The sequence below is a fragment of the Pseudomonas sp. URMO17WK12:I6 genome (assembly GCF_003253625.1).
GTDB lineage: Bacteria > Pseudomonadota > Gammaproteobacteria > Pseudomonadales > Pseudomonadaceae > Aquipseudomonas.
In genome coordinates, this window is record NZ_QKYZ01000002.1 from 60,203 (window position 1) to 77,006 (window position 16,804).

Sequence of the window (16,804 nt, forward strand, 5' to 3'; positions counted from 1 at the left end):
GTTGAGTGTCAGTTCTGTGAGGTGCCGGCCAAGTACTCATGCCACTCAGGCGGCAAGCGTTGCTGCTGACTCAGGCCGGCCAGGCGCTGGTGTTGCGCCGGGCTGAGCAGGTCGAAGGCAATCACTCGGGGCAGCCCGGCGGACACCGTTCGTTCGGCGGCGAGCTGTTCGTCCAGCAGGTCGAGGGCCAGCTGGTTGAGGGTGACGCTGTGTCGTTGGGTCAGGCCGATCAGGCGTCGTATATCGAGCCCCATGCCCAGCGCCTTCAGCACCAATTGATGGAAGGCCCGTTCGCTGTAATGGCGCGATGGGTAAAGGGTGTCGAGCGCGAGGGCGGCGAACACCTGGCTGTTACTGGTACGCCCGGCCTGCAGCGCCAGCTCCACACAGAGCCCACGGCTGTCGAGCCAGTCGAGGGCCTTCAGGGTGGCGATTTTTTCTTGATCGTCGCCCCACAGGAACAGTTGGCGCAGTAACGGCAGTTGCCCGGCGAGGGGCTGTTGCTCCAGGACCTGAGCCAGCAACAATGCCCGCGCCAGTTGGACACTGCTCCAGTCGGGACTGTGGGGCAGCGATTGCTCCTTGAGGTTGCGCTTGCACTGGCTGCTCAACAGCGCCGCGGTATTGCCGTCCGGGCGTTGGGCAAGCTGCTCCTGGGCCTGGCGCCACCACTGCAGCTCGGTGTCATCGAGCTGTTGGGTGAGGGCCTGGTGTTGTTCGGCGAGGCAGTCGTGGCGTATTTCGAGAGCCGCCGATGGCGATGCAGTGACGTCCATGTTCATGTCGGTTTGATCCAGCGCTGGAAGTGTGGAAGCAGGAAAAACACTAGAACGCATAACAGGCTGCCCAGCGGCTGGTTGGCCACAGCCAGCACCAGGGCATCAAACAGTGGCAGAGCCGCCAGGCCAGCGCCGATAAAGGCACGGACTTGCCGTTGCTGCGGGTTGGCCAAGTGGTGCCAGTAATGCCAGCCCAGCCAGCCAAGCCAGAGCAGTAGCACCGGCCAGAACCAGACGTTGTCGGAATAGATCGCCAGCGCCAGCGGGCTCAACATCAGCAGTAGCGGCAGGCGGCTGAGCAACTGGTTGTTGTGTTCCTGACGAGCCAGGTAGGTCAGGCCGCTGATGTAGACGCCAAGCAACATGGCGCACAGCCAGATCGGCTCCGGCGGCACCGCCAGGCTGGCCGCCGCCGTCAGGTAGAGGGCCGAGCGGCAGGCGCCCATCAGCCAGACGCTGTGGGCGTATTTCTTGTGCAGCACGTTGTAGCCGAGGATGCAGCCCACCAGCAGGGTGGCGCTTCCCAGCAACCAGTGCGGTTGATCGATCAACCGGCTCAGGCCCAGTACCGAGGCCGCAGCCAGTATCAGCAACAGCGCAGTAGCCAGCCCCACTTGCTGGCGGCTGACCAGGCCCAACGTGATCGGGCGGGGGTTGTGGTGCTGTTGGTCCCAGTCGGCGTCCAGCAGGTCGTTCAATAACATGCCGGCCAAATACAGCAACGACAGCGCAGCCAACAGCAGGATCCACACCAGCGACGACGGCGGCGCCAGGGCACCGGCGCTGCTGGCGAGCAGGGCGGCGGCCAAGGTGTTGGTCCACACGGTGGGCAGGTTGGATACCCGGCCGAGGGTCATCCAGGTTTTCAGGTTCAGTGGTGTCTGGCTCATTGCGCGCAGCCCTCGCTGAGGGTGAGCGCCGGATCGATGCGGGTCGACAGCCGTTGCAGCGCCTGTTCCATCCGCGCGGCATCGATCTCGTGCAGGTCCACCGACTCGCCGATCCGGCTGAGCATGGGGATGGAGAGTTGCCCGCCCAGGTGCTGGCGGAATTCCTCCAGACCGAGCAGAACCAGCGAGCGTCCCTGTGCATCTTTCAAGGTCAGTTCCGGCGGGCTCAGGCTGAAGCCGAGCTTGAGCAACAGGTTCAGCAGCCGTTCGGTGTCGGCATCGCTCAACAACCCCAGGGCATTGGCATAGAGCCCATCCAGGGCCATGCCCACCGCTACGGCTTCACCATGGCGCAGTCGGTGCTGGCTGAGGTTTTCCAGTTTGTGCGCGGCCCAATGCCCATAATCCAGTGGCCGTCCGTTACCGCGCTCGAAGGGGTCGCCGGCACCGGTGATGTGCGCCAGGTGCAGTTCGGCGCAGCGGCGAATGGCATAGCGGCTGGCCGAGTGATCGAAGTGGGCGAGGGCGTCGGCCTGTTGTTCCATCCATTGGAAGAAGGCCTGGTCTTTGATCAGCGCCACTTTTACCGCCTCGGCCAGCCCGGCGATCTGGTCGCGGCGGGTCAGGCTGGTCAGCAGCTGGAAGTCGTTGATTACCGCGGTGGCGGGGTAGAAGGCGCCCAGCAGGTTCTTCTGGCCGAAGGCATTGATGCCGTTTTTCACTCCGATGCCCGCGTCGTTCTGCGCCAGCACGGTGCTCGGGATGCGGATCAGGCGAATGCCACGGTGGAAGGTGGCGCAGGCGTAGCCCACCGCATCCAGCACCGCACCGCCGCCCAGGGCCAGCACATAGCAATGCCGGTCCAGCCCATGCTGCAGCATGTCGGTGTAAAGCTGCTGCAACACCTGTGAGTCCTTGCTCAGTTCGCCGGCCGGCACTGCAATCGGCGCGGCCTGCAAATGCAGGTCCGCCGCATGGGCGGCAAAGTAGGCGTCGATCTGTTCCAGCAGGTGCGGGGCGCTTTGCAGCAGTTGTTCATCGGCGAACACCAGCACCGTCACCGGGCCCCGGTGCTGTGGGGTGAGTCGTGCGGTGAGCTGGCGGTGTAGACACGGATTGGACGGCTCGAACAGGTGATCGGTGAACACCACCGGGTAGTCGTAACGGACCTCGAAACGCCCGTGCAGGGATTGCTCGGCGTTTTGCTTGCGCAAGGTTTTGAACAGGCTGTACCCGGCGATAAACAGCCCGGGCAACACCATGCTGGCGAGGAGGGTCACCAGCAGCGCGTTCTGCTCGACGAGGTAGATGCCGATGGCGCTGTAGGCCAGTGCCAGACCGGCATTGGCCAGGGTGGTCACTAACACGAACGCGGGCAGCGGATAACGTTGCATTCCGGCGGCCACCACCGAGGTTTCGGCCAATACCGGCACGCCGCGCAGGCAGATCAACGACAGCGTGCCCAGCTTGTACGCCAGTTGCCCCGGCTGGCGCTGATGCAGGCCCAGGCGGCCGGACAGCAGCCGAAAATAGCCCGCCCCCAGCGCATACCCCAGTCCGGCCCCCAGGCACAGCCCCACGAAAATCACCAGGTAGCCGCCAACAGCGCCGAGCATGGCCACGGCCAGCAGCGCGACCATGCTCGAAGGCACCGGCAGCACCACGTCCAGCGCGAGCAGGGCGATCAGCAGCAGGGCCAGGTTGAGTTTTTGGGTGGGAGTGGAAGGCTGGTACAAGTTGAGATGGGTCAGGAAGTCCTGGATCTGTTGTTCGAACAACAGAAAGCTGGCGATCACCAAGCCTGAGAAGCAAAGCAATGAAATCCAGAAATGACCGGCAGGCCCCCGTTGCGAGAACGCACGATACCCATGGCTGCGCTTCATCAAGCATCCCTCTTTATTTTTATGACTGATTCCGTGTCAGTAATTAAAAGCAGCGTCTGGTTGGTTTTAGATCAATAGATTCTCTCGCCTGAGGGGCTGGTTTATGTACGGTTTGGTTACGCCTGTAGAGATAGTTCTGAACTTAGACGGTCGTGGTGTTTTTGCAAGGCGGCCTGATGGCAATCTGACTTTTTCACCTGCGTCGACGGATGCCCTGAGCTGATGTTAAAAAATGTTATTTTGAAAAAATACTTCACAGCTGCCGGCCGACTCGCTCCTGCGCGGCATCATGACCGTGCTCGGTGCGCCATTGGTGGCGCTGCTGATCGACACTTTGCTGTGTGCCTGGTTGCTGGGTTCGCGTCGGGGCTGGAGCCGTACCCAGGTGTCTGACGTGATCGGTTCGGCCTTGCCAGGTGTGGCCATGGTGATTCTGATTGCCGGTGCCGGCGGTGTGTTCGGCAAGGTGCTGGTGGACACCGGCATCGGTGCGGTGGTCTCCGATTTGCTGCGCACCACCGGTCTGCCGGTCCTCGCGCTGGGCTTTCTGCTGACCATGCTGCTGCGTGCGGTTCAGGGTTCGACCACGGTGGCGCTGGTGACCACTGCCGGCATCATCAGCCCGTTGATCGCGACCCTCAACCTCACGGCGAATCACATGGCGCTGCTGTGCCTGGCCATGGGCGGTGGTGGGTTGGCCATGTCCCATATCAACGACGCCGGTTACTGGATCTTCACCAAACTGTCCGGGTTGAACGTGGCCGACGGCCTGCGTACCTGGACCGTGCTGACCACCTTGCTCGGCACGCTGGGTTTCGGTATTACCTTGCTGATCTGGCCGTTTGTCTAACCTTCTGTCCAAGGAGCTACCATGCCTCGTTTTGCTGCCAACCTCAGCATGCTCTATTCGGAACATGAGTTTCTGGATCGCTTTGCCGCCGCGGCCGCCGATGGTTTCGAAGCGGTGGAGTACCTGTTCCCCTACGACTACAGCGCCCAGGAACTCAAACAACGCCTGAGCGACAACGGCCTGGTACAGGCGCTGTTCAACGCACCGCCCGGCGATTGGGCGGCAGGCGAGCGGGGCACGGTATCGTTGCCGGGCCGGGAGAGTGAATTTCGCAGCGGTTTCGATCGCGCACTGGAATACGCCGCAGTGCTGGGCAACTCGCGCATCCATGTGATGGCCGGGTTGCTACCGTCGGAAAGTGATCGGCCGCGGCACCACGGTGTGTACCTGGAGAACCTCGCGTATGCCACCGCGCAGGCTGCCAAGGCCGGCATCACGGTGCTACTGGAGCCGATTAATACGCGCGACATGCCGGGCTTTTTCCTCAATCGCCAGGATCAGGCCCAGGCCATCTGCAAGGAAGTGGGCGCCGGTAACCTGAAGGTTCAGTTCGATTGCTACCACTGCCAGATCGTCGAAGGTGACCTGGCCACTAAACTGCGTCGGGATTTCGCCGGCATCGGTCATATCCAGATCGCCGGCGTACCGGATCGACATGAGCCGGACCTGGGCGAAGTCAACTATCCCTATCTGTTCGAGTTGATCGACCAGTTGGGTTATGACGGCTGGGTAGGGTGCGAATACCGGCCCCGTGGCAACACGTCGGCCGGCTTGCAGTGGCTGCGGGACTGGAAGGCGCGCTAACGCCTTACAGGTTGTTATCGGAAGGCAACAGCAGTTCGACACCCTGTTTGCGGATGCTATCGGCCGCGGCAGGAGTCAGTGCGTCGTCGCTGAGGATGGCATTCTGGCTCCAGAGTGAAGAAATCCGCCGACAAGGAAAGCGGTGCAAACATAGTAGCGAATCTACGGTAAAGGAACGAGCTGTTGCGGATCTCTGTTCTGGTGACGGCAGCCTCAATCCAGATCCCGGCGGATAGCGTCCAGGCGTTCGTCGAGCAATGGGGTGAGGAGGGCGTAGCACTGCGCCGGGGTGATGGACACGGTGGTTGTCCCGATCAGGCAGCGTTGCAGTTGTTCGAGCGCAGTGTGCAGCGAATGGGGAGCGTGCTTGAGCAAGCGTTCGTGCAGGTACTGCAATTGAATCAGCATTTCCAATGGGCAACTTCGATGGGCGGCGGCGCGTACCGACAGCCCGCGCAGTCGTCCCAGCTCTTCAAGTTCCCAGCAGCGCGCGGCGATGCTCGGGCGCGCCAGGCTGAGCGCACAGCGTTGCAGTTCGAGGTGCTGGATGGCGCCGAGCAGGTCCTGCAGCAATCGGCAATGGCCATCGAAATCCGCCGGGTCGCGACGTAACGCGCCCCAGGCCTGGCACTGTGCGGAATACGGCCACTCCCTCCAGCGTTGGTCGAGCGCGTGCCCCAATGCCTGGCAACGTTGTTGCGCCTCGCGGGTGACTTGTCCGCCGAGACCGCGATGTTGCTGTAGTCCTTGCAGCAGGTCGAGACCCAGCAACAGCGCCTGCCTTAGTCCGGTGTCACCCTGCGGCAGACGGACTTGGCGGGATGGCCCATCGTCGAATGCTGTGGCGAGTGCTGGATTCATGGGCGGCTTCCGACGGTGAGCTGGTTGATATAACGGGTCAGGTCGTGCAGCGCATTGGTTTGCGTGCTCTGTTCCTGTACCGCGCCATTGACCTGTTGCAACTGTTCGCTGAGGGCATGATTGGCTAGCTGATGCTCGCTGAGCGCCTGTTGCATGGCGCCGAGGTGTTGCAGATTGCTCTGGCTATGTTGCGCCAGGTCGTCGAGGTTGGCGGCGAGCTGCTCGCTCTGTTCACTCCCGGCGGCCAGCAGATCGCGGTGTTCCTTGACCTCGCCATCCACCTGGCGCACGGCCATGGCGATCGCTGTCGCGGCGGTAGTGATTTCATGGGTCGCCCGGTCGGTGGCCTGGGCCAGGCTGCGGACCTCATCGGCGACCACGGCGAAACCGCGCCCGTGCTCGCCGGCACGGGCCGCCTCGATGGAGGCATTGAGCGCCAGCAACTGGGTCTGTTTGGCCAATGCCTGAATGCTGTTGACCGTGCTTTCCACGGCGGTCGTGCGCTGCAGCAACGCGTCCACGGTATGCGCGGTATTGCCCAGGCGGTGCTGAATGGCGCGCATGCTGTCACCCACTGAGCGCGCCTCCAGGCAACCGGTTTCGCTCTGGGTGTGAGCGTTGGCGAAGGCTGCCAGCGCGCCCTTGGCCAAGGCATCGATGCTGTGCAGGGTCTGATCGATCTGTTCGCTGGCGGCGGCGATCATCGCGATGCGTTGGCTCTGTTCCGCTCCCTGGTCGCGGGCCTGTTGGGCCATCTGCTCCAGGGCACGGCTGGCGAACTGCACTTCGCTGCGCAAGCGTTCGTTGTTGCGCAGTTGCAAGCTGGCGGTCACCAGCAGCGTCGCGGGGTCGGCATCCCGGGAACTGCGCAGCAGTTGTGCGAGTTCCGTGTCCCAGAATATCTGTAGCTGGCGTTGATGACGCTCGCGCAGCTGCCAGGCGCATCCCAGGTACAGCACGCCAGGTATCAGGGCCAATGCGCTTGCGGGCTGTTCGGCCAGTGCGAGACCACAGGCGCCGAGGGCTAAACCGAGCGGTAGCCAGAAGCCGATCCTGCTGCGTTCGAGCAGGGCCATGCCGGGTTCGAACAAGGCTTTGGCGAATGATGTGCCGGCCGGGTGCGATGTGCCGCCATCGCTGTGCAGATGAACGATGGCGTGACCCGGTGGGTGCATTCCTTGAGCGGACATGAGGATTTCCTTCTGATGCCGGGATGAAAGCAAAAACGGCGCACGCTCTCCTGCCGCAATGGGCAGGGGAGCGGACGCCGTTGTCCGAGATGTTTGCCAAACCATCGGTGTTGATGGCTCAAGCTTGAACAGAGCCCAAGCAAGTTGTTTGCCAGCCTTTGTGCTCGACAACGGATCAGCCTGTCACCCCGCGGTGGAAGGAGAATTGCACCTGATGGCTACAGGGTTGCGAAGGGCAGCACAGACGAGCAACGCACCAGTCGCGGGAATGGCTGCGTCGCTGTGCTCTGTTCTGGTTCGTGCCCATCCGCACCGGGCGCACACTTGGTAGCAGCTGCCGAGCCTGCGAGGCTGCGTTCGGCTGCGAAGCAGTCGTGAGTCCGGCTGATGTGGTCTGCCTGACACATCGCGAGCTCTGGTTTTACGACTGCTTCGCAGCCGAACGCAGCCTCGCAAGCTCGACAGCTGCTACAGCGAACGCAGCCTCGCAAGCTCGACAGCTGCTACAGCGAGCGCAGGCTCGACAGCTGCTACGGATCGCATTGCGGCTTACACAACGCGAGAAAATCCGGCATCGTTAGTTCATGAATTTCTGAACTAACTATTTGCTGCAGCCTATTCAATCGCTTGTCGCCGTAGCCTTAGGATTCGTCACACGGGATCGCAGCCATCAGAGCCGCGGCCCGCAGCAACTTCTTTCGACTGCCCAGTAACGCCAGCCCAATAGCGGGTGGCCTGACGCAGCCGAGAGGAATGCATGAAGCTAGAAATTTTCCGCACGTTATGGGGCTATACCGCCAGCAAGGCGCAGGCCCTGGATGAACTGCTCACCGCCGGCTTCGATGGCCTCGAAGCGCGCCTGCCACTGCAGGCCGATGAGCGTGGCGAGTTCGGCGCTTTCCTGCGCAGTAATCAAGTTCCCTACATCTGCACACTGTTCAGTGCCTACGATGTATTGCCCGACCAGAACGCCACGCCCACCCAACACTTGGCCGACATTGATCGCAAACTGGGCTGGGCCTCGGAGCTGACCCCACGTTTCGTCAATCTGCTGGCAGGCAACGACCGCTGGCCGCAGGCATTGCAGGTCGAATTCTTCGGCCAGGCCATGGAACTGGCCGCCAGGCATGGCGTGTTCTGCAGTTTCGAGACCCATCGCGCCCGTTCCCTTTACAGCCCTTGGGTGACCCTGGAGCTGATCCGCCAACTGCCGGGCCTGCGTTTCACCAGTGACATCAGCCACTGGGTGGTGTGCTGTGAGCGACTGCTGGACGATCCGGCCGACGATCTTTCGGCCTTCGTTGAACGCGTGCATCACATCCAGGCTCGGGTCGGCTACGACCAAGGCCCGCAAGTCCCCCATCCCGCCGCACCGGAATATGCCCGTGAACTGGCGTTCCATCAGCGCCACTGGGAGGCCGTCTGGACCGCTCAGCGCGAACGTGGCTACCCGGTCAGCACCTTGACCCCGGAGTTCGGTGCCGACGGTTATCTGCACCACTTGCCCTTCACCAACATGCCGGTGGCCGACCTCTGGACCTTGAACCAGTGGATGGCCCGGACCGAGCGCGAACACTTCGACCGTTTCACCCGTGAAGGAGCCCGCCATGCGTAGCACCTCGCCAACCCAAGCCAACTTCAACAGCATTCCGGTGGTGAACATCGCCGGGCTCTTCAGCATCGAACTGGAGCACCGCCTGGCCGTGGCCGAGCAACTGGGCCGCGCCGCCAGCGATGTGGGCTTTCTGTACATCACCGGGCACGGCATCGATCCGGCGCTGATCGAGGGCCTGCGCCAGGCGGCCAGGGATTATTTTGCGCAACCGCTGGACGCCAAGATGCGCCACTACATCGGCGCCTCGGAAAGCCACAAGGGCTTCGTGCCCGAAGGCGAGGAGGTGTATTCCAAGGGCAAGCCGGATCACAAAGAAGCGTTCGATATCGGCTTCGAAGTGCCAGCGGATGACCCACTGTTTCTCAACCGTACGCCGTTGCTGGGGCCGAACCACTGGCCTGAGGTGCCGGGCTTCCAGAACGCGGTACAAAACTACTATCAGGCGGTGTTCGCGCTAGGCCGCCGACTGTTCGATGGCTTCGCCTTGGCCCTGGGGCTGGAGGAGGGCTACTTCGACGCGCTGGTGACTCGCCCGCCCTCCAAATTGCGGCTGATCCATTATCCCTTCGATGCCGATGTCGTCGACGCTCCGGGCATCGGCGCGCATACCGACTACGAGTGCTTCACCATCCTGCACGCCGATCAACCGGGGCTGGAGGTGCTCAATGATCAGGGGCAGTGGATCGACGCGCCACCACTACCCGACGCGTTCGTGGTGAACATCGGCGACATGCTGGAAGTCATGACCGCGGGTGCCTTTGTGGCCACTGCCCACCGGGTGCGCAAGGTCGCGCAGGAGCGCTACAGCTTCCCGCTGTTCTACGCCTGCGACTATCACACGCTGATCAAGCCGCTGCCGGCCTTCGCCAGGGATGACCGGGAGTACGAGGCGCTGGCGATTGGCGAACACATGTGGAGCCAGGCCTTACAGACCTACCAGTACCTGCGCAAACGCGTGGAGAACGGCGAGCTTGAGTTGCCGTCCCGGGCCCGAAAACCATCGAGTTTCGGCCACCTGAAGAACACCCCCTCTCATTCCTAAAAAAACAACCCACGGAGCTTCCCACCATGAAAATCCATTGCGCCTCGACCCGACTGAGCCTGCTCGCCGCCAGCCTGTTCTGCGCCAGCACCGCCTTCGCCAGCACCGCGACCCCCGGTGTGTTGAAAGTCGGTATGGAAATCACTTACCCGCCGTTCGAGTCCTACGACGCTGACAAGAATGTGGTCGGCTCTGATCCTGAGTTGGCCCACTCCCTGGCCAAGGCGATGAGCGTCAAGGCCAACTTCGTCGACACCAAGTTCCCCAATCTGATCAACGGCCTCAACGCCGGGCATTACGACGCGATCATTTCCGGCATGTACATCACCCCCGAGCGCCAGCTCCAGGCCCGCACTATCGCCTACGCCAATACCGGCGCGGCGATCATGGTGCCCAAGGGCAGTGAGTTGAGCCCGCAGGTTCCCGAGGACTTGTGCGGCCTGAAGATCGGCCTGGAGCAGGGCACCACCTGGGTCGCCAAGTTCAACCAGTTGTCCAGCGACTACTGCGTGCCGAACAACAAAGGCGCGATCACCGTCAACGAATACCCCTCGGCTCCCGAAGTGACGCAGGCGCTGCTGTCGAAGAACATCCAGGCCCAGGTGGAAATCGCCGGTGCCGCGCACATGATCGCCCAGCGCACCAACGGGCGGGTCGTGGTCAGCTCGCAGAAACTGGTTTACCCGCAGACCTTGGGCATCTACGTGAAGAAAGACGCCGAGGCAACCTATCAGGCGCTGGTCAAGGCCCTGGCTGACAGCAAAGCCAACGGCGAGTACGCCGCCATTCTCAAAAAGTACGACCTGGAACCGGTCTCCGAGTAATGGCTGAAGCCGCGCCCTCGGTCGAGGGCGCGGCGTGCACGAGGTGTCTATGCAATTCGACTGGTCTTACCTTATTTCGCTGTTCTCCAAGACTGACTTCTGGGCGGCGAGCCTGACCGTCATCGAACTGAGCGCCCTGGCCTGGTTCCTGGGGATGTTGCTGGGCTTCATCCTGGCGTCAGCCAAGCTGTCCGGCTCGCCCTGGCTGCGCTTGCCGGCGTCACTCTACATCTGGTTCTTTCGCAGCATTCCGCTGCTGGTGCTGGTGGTCTTCATCTACAACCTGCCGCAGTTGCTGCCCGGTGCCGGGCCGGTGCTGTCGGTACCGTTCTATTCCGGCCTGTTGGCGCTGGTGGTCACTGAGGCCGCCTACATGGCCGAAATTCATCGTGGCGGACTGATCTCGGTCGCCAAGGGCCAGAAGGAAGCCGGCCGCGCCCTGGGAATCGGCCTGTTCGGTCTGCAACGGCTGATTGTGATTCCCCAGGCCTTTCGTATCTCACTGCCGACCTTGATCAACGAATACATCACGGTGGTCAAACTGACGTCGTTGATCTCGGTGATTTCATTGACCGAACTGTTGACCGTCGGCCAGCGCCTGTATGCGCAGAACTTCCTGGTGATGGAAACCCTGGCGGCGGTGGGTGTGTACTACGTGCTGATCGTTACGCTGTTCGGCTTTGCCCTGCAGCGTCTGGAACACTACCTGGACCTCAACCTGCGGACACCGCAAACCCTCGACAGCGCCTCGACACAAGCGCTGCGTGACAGTCTGGCGCCTGTTCTATCGAGCAAGCTCAAGCCGCCATCCAAAGGCGCCGCCCCGGCCCTGCAACTGCAGGGTGTGCACAAACGCTACGGCGATCATCATGTGCTCAAGGGCATCGACCTGAAGGTGCAAAGTGGCCAGGTGATTTCGATCATCGGCCCGTCCGGCTCCGGCAAGACTTCGCTGATTCGTACGGTCAATGGCCTGGAGCGCATCGATCAGGGCGAAATCCTGTTGTTCGGCGAGGGCTACATCAATGCCTGGGACAAACCGGATAGCCGTCGGATTCGTCAGGGCGTACGGCGCATCGGCATGGTGTTCCAGAGCTTCAACCTGTTCCCGCACCGCACACTGCTGGACAACATCAGCCTCGCTCCCCGTTATCACGGTGTCGGTCGTGTGTTGAGCGAGCAACGCGCCTGCCAGTTACTCGACAAGGTCGGCCTGTTGGCACACGTCCACAAATATCCGCATCAACTGTCCGGCGGCCAGCAACAACGCGTGGCGATTGCCCGGGCCATGGCCATGGACCCGGATATCCTGCTGTTCGACGAACCGACCTCGGCGCTGGATCCGGAGCTGGTCGGCGAAGTACTCGCGGTCATCAGCCACCTGGCCCGCGAAGGCATGACCTTGCTGATTGTCACCCACGAGATGGATTTTGCCCTGTCGATTTCCGACCGGGTGATCTTCATGGAAAACGGCCACATTCAGCTGGATGCCTCGCCACAGGCGATCCGCGAGCAGCCCGAGGCTCATAGAGTGCGGCGGTTCATGGGATTGCAGGTGCCAGAGGAGGAGGGATGCCTGCCTTGAATGGGTTTAGCCGTGTGCCCTCAGAATTCCTATGGCGACAAATAGCGCTTTTGTATGCGCGCCAGGGTGCCGTCATCGCGAAGCGTTTCAACCGCCGCGCGCAAGTCTTGCACCAGTTGGGCGGAGCACTGCTTCGAGCAAGCCAGGTAGAGGTCCACACTGCTCATGACGGGGCTCATGTGCAGTGTATGTTCAGACACTTTCGGCCAGATGTATCGACTCTCCGGGACACCGTTGAACCAGGCATCGATGCGACCTTTCAAGAGCATCTGCGCGGGGTTGTCGCCAATGGTCAGGGGGTGGATCTGCTCGTCGCTGAAGCCTTGTTCACGGAGGATTTCCTCCTGCGCACTGCCCAGGCCGACGCCGATCCCCCGGTAGGTTTGTTTCGCTTGCTCGAAGCTGCTCACCGGCCGGTCAAGGCTGAAAAAAGCACGCTCCATGGGCATGATCGGCGCGATCCAGGTGAAGCGATCTTCACGTTCCTGCGTGCGTGACAAAGGGGCGATCAGGATGTCCTGAGTCTCGCTGACATGTTTCTGCGATCTGGCCCAGGGAAGCACATGGACATGCGCGACATAGCCGGCGTTGGCAATGGCGGTCATCACGGCCTCGCCGACCATGCCGTGGCCTTTGGAGCCATCGACGAACGTCAGGGGTGGAGCGTCCGGGATATACAGTTCGAGCGGCAAGGGCGCGCCACTCGCGTGACAGGCAATCAGCAGCGAGATCGACAGGCACAACCTGCAAAGCGTCTTTGTACGGGCAGTTGAGATCCGTGAACTCCCGCTCATGGTTGATCATTCAGGCATTGAAAGTAGGGGGGAGCCACAATTCACCGGTGGTATTGATCACAGGGATGATGAGTCTGTTTTTGTATTGGATTCGGCATCGACGCCGTATTTTACGCAGACTTTGTAGCGGGACACATCTACCTCCCAAGTGAATGTGTTGTGCGGGGCCAGTACCTGTTGTGCACCCGCATCACAATGGGCGAGCAGCAGGTGGCGTCAGGATCGGGCCTGGGTATCGCGGAACAGCTTGGGCGATATGCCGAATGCCGATTTGAACTGTCTGCTGAAATGAGCACTGCTGCCATAGCCCCAGGCAAAGGCGATGTCGGTGAGTGAGCGATGGGCATGTTCCCGGCTGCGCAGATCTTCGGCGCAGCGCGACAGGCGCCGTTGCCAGATGTATTCGCTGATGCTGCAGCCGAGCTCTTCCTGAAATGCGCGGTGCAAACTGCGCACCGAGCATTGCTCGACGCTGGCGATGCGCTCGATGGTCAGGTCGCGGTCGGCCAGGTGGCGCTCGATATACGCCTTGAGGCGGTTTTGCTTGAAGAAGCGGAAATCGTGTTCGAGTTGTTTTTCTTCCTGTTTGTTCTTCAGGGCGTTATCCAGAAGCCCCACGATGCTGTTGCCGATCAGTTCGGCCGAATGATTGTTGAGCAGTGGGTACTGGCTGTACGCATCACTGATCAGATGCATCAACATGCGGCCCAATCCATTGCGCCCGTTCAGGTGAACATCGCCCGCTTGCGGTGGCTGTCGGGCCGGCCCCTTGAAGAGCAGGATAAAATGTTCGCAACCTTGAGTGCTGGTGACGCTGAAGGGCTGGCCGCTGTCGACCAACAGCATCTCGTCAGGCGCTAATGCGCTGCAGTGCCGACCTTGTTCGAAATGACTGACGCCGGCGATCTGCAGAATCAGCATGCGCGGCGTATCGGGTGAGTCGACCGCTTTGCTCAGATGGCGTGAGTAGCGATGGGCACTGGCGGTCATGCGGCAGAAGCCGAGCTGACCCAGATCGCCATATTCCAGCCGACCTTGAAAGTTGCTGTTATGCAACGGGTCGATGAATGTCGACTCCAGACGCTTGATGTAGTCCGGCGTGCGACCCAAGTGATCGCTCATGAACTCTTTCCACTTCATCAGCCGGTCGGATCGAACAACCTGATCGGTGGACACACAGGCTAAATGACTCATTTTTTCGCCTCTTTTCTTATTGTTTTTGTTGATTGGGCAAATGGGTCAACACTTGCCCAATTTTAGTCCGGTCAGTATCGATCAAGAATCAGAAAGGGTAGTGGTGGCTCCCCGGTTGCCAGGTGACCCAATGGGCGCGGGTGAATTCATCCAGGGCGTAGTGACCATTGAAACGCCCGAGGCCGGAGTTCTTTTCGCCGCCGAAGGGCGCATTGGGCTGGTCGTCGACGGTGATGTCGTTGATATGGGTCATCCCGGCCACGATGCCACGGGCGAAGTTCAAGCCTCGGGCCATGTCCCGGGTGAATACCGCGCTGGACAGGCCATATTCGCTGGCGTTGGCCAACTCCAACGCATGCGCTTCGTTTTCTGCGATCAGCAGCGGCAGCAACGGCCCGAAGGTTTCATCACGTGCCAGTTCCTGATCGACCCCGACTTCACCGAAGACATGCGCAGGCAACACCAACCCGGACGCTGGGCCGCCACACAACCGCTTGAGGCCCGCATTCTCGGCGGCATCGATTTTACGCAACAGGCCATCGAGCTGGTTCTGATTGACCACCGGCCCGATCACGGTGTCTGCGTGGGCCGGGTCGCCGGTCTTGAGCTTGCGCACTCGCTCCACCACCAGCGCGGTGAAGTCCGCATACAGCGAGCGGTCGACGATCACCCGGTTGACGCTCATGCAGATCTGGCCCTGATGCAGGAAACGCCCGACCACTGCTGCGTGCGCGGCTATATCAATATCCGCATCATCCAGGACCACCAGTGGAGCATTGCCGCCCAACTCCAGCGCAACGCGCTTGATGTGTTTGCCGCCAGTCGCAATCCGGCCGACATTGCGACCGACATCGGTTGAGCCGGTGAAGGAAATCAGGCTTGGCACCGGGTGTTCGACGAAGGCATCGCCGATCTCCGAACCTGCACCGACCACGACATTGAGCGAACCCTCCGGGAAGCCTGCGTCTTCGAACAAATGAGCAATCAGCAGGCCGCCTGTTACGGCCGTGTCGCTGGCGGGTTTAAGCACCACTGTGTTGCCAAGCGCGAGTGCCGGGACCACCGAACGCATGCTCAGGTACAACGGAAAATTCCATGGGCTGATCACCCCGACAACACCCAGCGGTTCACGGAAGACAAAGCTCTGTTCACCGGGCTTGTAGCTTGTCAGGATTCGTCCTTCAACCTGCATCGGCAACGTTGCGCACTCACGCACCAGGTTCAGGGTGAACTGCCATTCCATGCTCGCCTTGATGCGCGTGCTGCCGGACTCACGTATCAGCCAGTCGATGATTTCATCGCGGCGGTTCAGGATGACGTGAGCGAGTTTCTCCAGTTGCGCGCTGCGCTGTGTCGGATGCAGCTGTGCCCACGCTGTTTGCGCACGATATGCAGCCTGATAGGCATCGTCGAGATCGGCAATCGAGGCCAGTGGCATTTCCAGCAGTTGCTCGCCATTGAAGGGGTTGCGGTCATCCAGGCGCCGCGAGGAACGACCTGCGCGCCAGGTGCCATTGATGTATTGGTCGCCATTGATGGCGTAGAGGGGCAAATGTTGAGTCGTCATAGTCTTACCTTTGGAGGCAGGTGGCCGCGTCGATTAAGGACATGGATGATGCAAAACCTTGTCTGTAGAAACTGCTCAGCTCCTGATCCAGGCGCGTCCCCAGGAATTGAGCGTGTATTCCTCTTGAGGCCAGACACCGGGTTGGCGGGCGGCATCGGTTATTTCGAGTTCGGCGGAAAACTCCAGACGGTTGCGATCGGCATCGACCACCATGAAGAACAAATTGTTGCCAGGGCCATGTCGGCCGGGGCCGAAAAAGAGGGTTATACGTTCCTTGGCGAAGCGATCACCCCAGTCACGGATGTCGTTCCATTCATTGGTTTCGTAACAGTGGTGATCCCATTCGTTTTTCGAACCGCGGAAAAACGCCAGCGAATGATGCTCATCGTCGGAGCGCAGAAAACACGTCATGAGCTGGCCGGTCTGCTCGTCGACGACATTGTCCGATACCGTAAACCCGACCTTATTGACGTAGAAATCGATCATGGCTTCCAGTTCAGTGGTCTGGAATACCACGTGCTGCAAGCGGCCCGGCATGCCTTGACGGTCGACACCGGGATCAATGCGGGACACGCCAAATATCGTTTGTCGGCCTTGAGGGTCACGAAGCACAAAGGCATCCGGTTCGAGCAACGGCGAGTCGATGTCTTCGACAGCACAGCCGTTCTCGTTCAGGCGAGCGCGCAGTTCTCCCAGCCGAGCCTGATCGCCCAGGTCATAGGCCGCCGCGAGCAGGCCGCTGTGGTCGGCGGGCGATACGAGCATGGCGCGTTGCGGGCCACTGAGTATCCAGCTGCCATCGGGCTGTGCCAGGCCTTCCATGTCCAGCATGCGCCGGTAGAAATCGATTTGTCGTTGCGGCTCTTTGCTCGCCAGATGCAGGTAGCACAGGCGTGCAGGGGTGCAGGTCTGTAGGGTTTGCATAA

Annotated in this window: 14 protein-coding genes and 2 pseudogenes; 6 read left to right on the forward strand and 10 right to left on the reverse strand. The window is 61.1% G+C overall.

Going from position 1 to position 16,804, the window contains the following annotated elements; translation table 11 throughout:
- Positions 1-8 precede the first annotated feature (8 nt).
- Genes F475_RS03930 through F475_RS03940 form a run of 3 tightly spaced genes read right to left on the reverse strand, consistent with a single transcriptional unit; the run spans position 9 to position 3,552 of the window.
- Positions 9-782 (reverse strand): EboA domain-containing protein, encoded by a 774-nt coding sequence (locus tag F475_RS03930; RefSeq protein WP_019651673.1) that lies wholly within the window; start codon positions 780-782, stop codon positions 9-11.
- Positions 779-1,669, reverse strand: a complete 891-nt coding sequence (locus tag F475_RS03935; protein ID WP_064617529.1) for a UbiA family prenyltransferase — start codon at positions 1,667-1,669, stop codon at positions 779-781. Before F475_RS03935 ends, F475_RS03930 begins: the two co-directional genes overlap by 4 nt.
- A complete protein-coding gene (locus tag F475_RS03940; protein ID WP_111453179.1) occupies positions 1,666-3,552 on the reverse strand; it encodes a 3-dehydroquinate synthase in 1,887 nt (628 codons plus the stop codon). The genes F475_RS03935 and F475_RS03940 overlap by 4 nt, the downstream gene beginning before the upstream one ends.
- 250 nt (positions 3,553-3,802) lie before the next feature.
- Between F475_RS03940 and F475_RS03945 the strand changes: the two are divergent.
- Together F475_RS03945 and otnI are read left to right on the forward strand one after the other, a co-directional pair.
- Positions 3,803-4,402 (forward strand): annotated as a pseudogene (locus F475_RS03945) (transporter); the annotation flags it as partial.
- 21 nt (positions 4,403-4,423) lie between these two features.
- Positions 4,424-5,206 carry a 2-oxo-tetronate isomerase gene (otnI, locus tag F475_RS03950; RefSeq protein ID WP_111453180.1) on the forward strand — a complete coding sequence of 261 codons (783 nt, stop codon included), beginning with the start codon at positions 4,424-4,426 and terminating at the stop codon, positions 5,204-5,206.
- Between the two features lie 4 nt (positions 5,207-5,210).
- Here the strand turns inward: otnI and F475_RS30575 are convergent.
- From F475_RS30575 to F475_RS03965, 3 genes and pseudogenes are all read right to left on the reverse strand, one after another.
- A pseudogene (locus F475_RS30575) lies at positions 5,211-5,306 on the reverse strand (DeoR/GlpR transcriptional regulator); the annotation flags it as partial.
- A 113-nt stretch (positions 5,307-5,419) separates the two neighbouring features.
- On the reverse strand, positions 5,420-5,977 hold the full coding sequence (locus F475_RS03960; RefSeq protein WP_064621261.1) for a hypothetical protein: 558 nt from the start codon (positions 5,975-5,977) through the stop codon (positions 5,420-5,422).
- An 86-nt stretch (positions 5,978-6,063) separates the two neighbouring features.
- A complete protein-coding gene (locus F475_RS03965) occupies positions 6,064-7,362 on the reverse strand; it encodes a methyl-accepting chemotaxis protein (RefSeq protein WP_371924230.1) in 1,299 nt (432 codons plus the stop codon).
- A 652-nt stretch (positions 7,363-8,014) separates the two neighbouring features.
- On the opposite strand from F475_RS03965, the gene F475_RS03975 reads away from it, so the two are divergent.
- From F475_RS03975 to F475_RS03990, 4 genes are read left to right on the forward strand one after another with little or no spacing between them, the layout of a single operon-like run.
- The gene (locus F475_RS03975) at positions 8,015-8,872 is read left to right on the forward strand and encodes a sugar phosphate isomerase/epimerase (protein WP_111453183.1); all 858 of its coding nucleotides are present in this window, start codon (positions 8,015-8,017) and stop codon (positions 8,870-8,872) included.
- On the forward strand, positions 8,865-9,914 hold the full coding sequence (locus F475_RS03980; RefSeq protein WP_111453184.1) for an isopenicillin N synthase family oxygenase: 1,050 nt from the start codon (positions 8,865-8,867) through the stop codon (positions 9,912-9,914). The genes F475_RS03975 and F475_RS03980 overlap by 8 nt, the downstream gene beginning before the upstream one ends.
- 26 nt (positions 9,915-9,940) lie before the next feature.
- Positions 9,941-10,738 carry a transporter substrate-binding domain-containing protein gene (locus tag F475_RS03985; protein ID WP_064617543.1) on the forward strand — a complete coding sequence of 266 codons (798 nt, stop codon included), beginning with the start codon at positions 9,941-9,943 and terminating at the stop codon, positions 10,736-10,738.
- Positions 10,739-10,787: 49 nt separating this feature from the next.
- Positions 10,788-12,323: an amino acid ABC transporter permease/ATP-binding protein gene (locus F475_RS03990; protein WP_111453185.1), complete on the forward strand. Its 1,536-nt coding sequence runs from the start codon at positions 10,788-10,790 to the stop codon at positions 12,321-12,323.
- A 29-nt stretch (positions 12,324-12,352) separates the two neighbouring features.
- Here the strand turns inward: F475_RS03990 and F475_RS03995 are convergent, their stop codons facing one another.
- The 4 genes from F475_RS03995 to F475_RS04010 form a co-directional block, all read right to left on the reverse strand.
- Complete coding sequence (locus F475_RS03995; protein ID WP_064617548.1) at positions 12,353-13,117, reverse strand: ABC transporter substrate-binding protein; 765 nt, start codon at positions 13,115-13,117, stop codon at positions 12,353-12,355.
- Between the two features lie 216 nt (positions 13,118-13,333).
- The gene (locus tag F475_RS04000) at positions 13,334-14,311 is read right to left on the reverse strand and encodes a helix-turn-helix domain-containing protein (protein ID WP_018928944.1); all 978 of its coding nucleotides are present in this window, start codon (positions 14,309-14,311) and stop codon (positions 13,334-13,336) included.
- 88 nt (positions 14,312-14,399) lie between these two features.
- Positions 14,400-15,878, reverse strand: a complete 1,479-nt coding sequence (locus F475_RS04005; protein ID WP_111453186.1) for an aldehyde dehydrogenase family protein — start codon at positions 15,876-15,878, stop codon at positions 14,400-14,402.
- A 75-nt stretch (positions 15,879-15,953) separates the two neighbouring features.
- Positions 15,954-16,802, reverse strand: a complete 849-nt coding sequence (locus tag F475_RS04010) for a VOC family protein (protein WP_111453187.1) — start codon at positions 16,800-16,802, stop codon at positions 15,954-15,956.
- Positions 16,803-16,804: the final 2 nt, after the last annotated feature.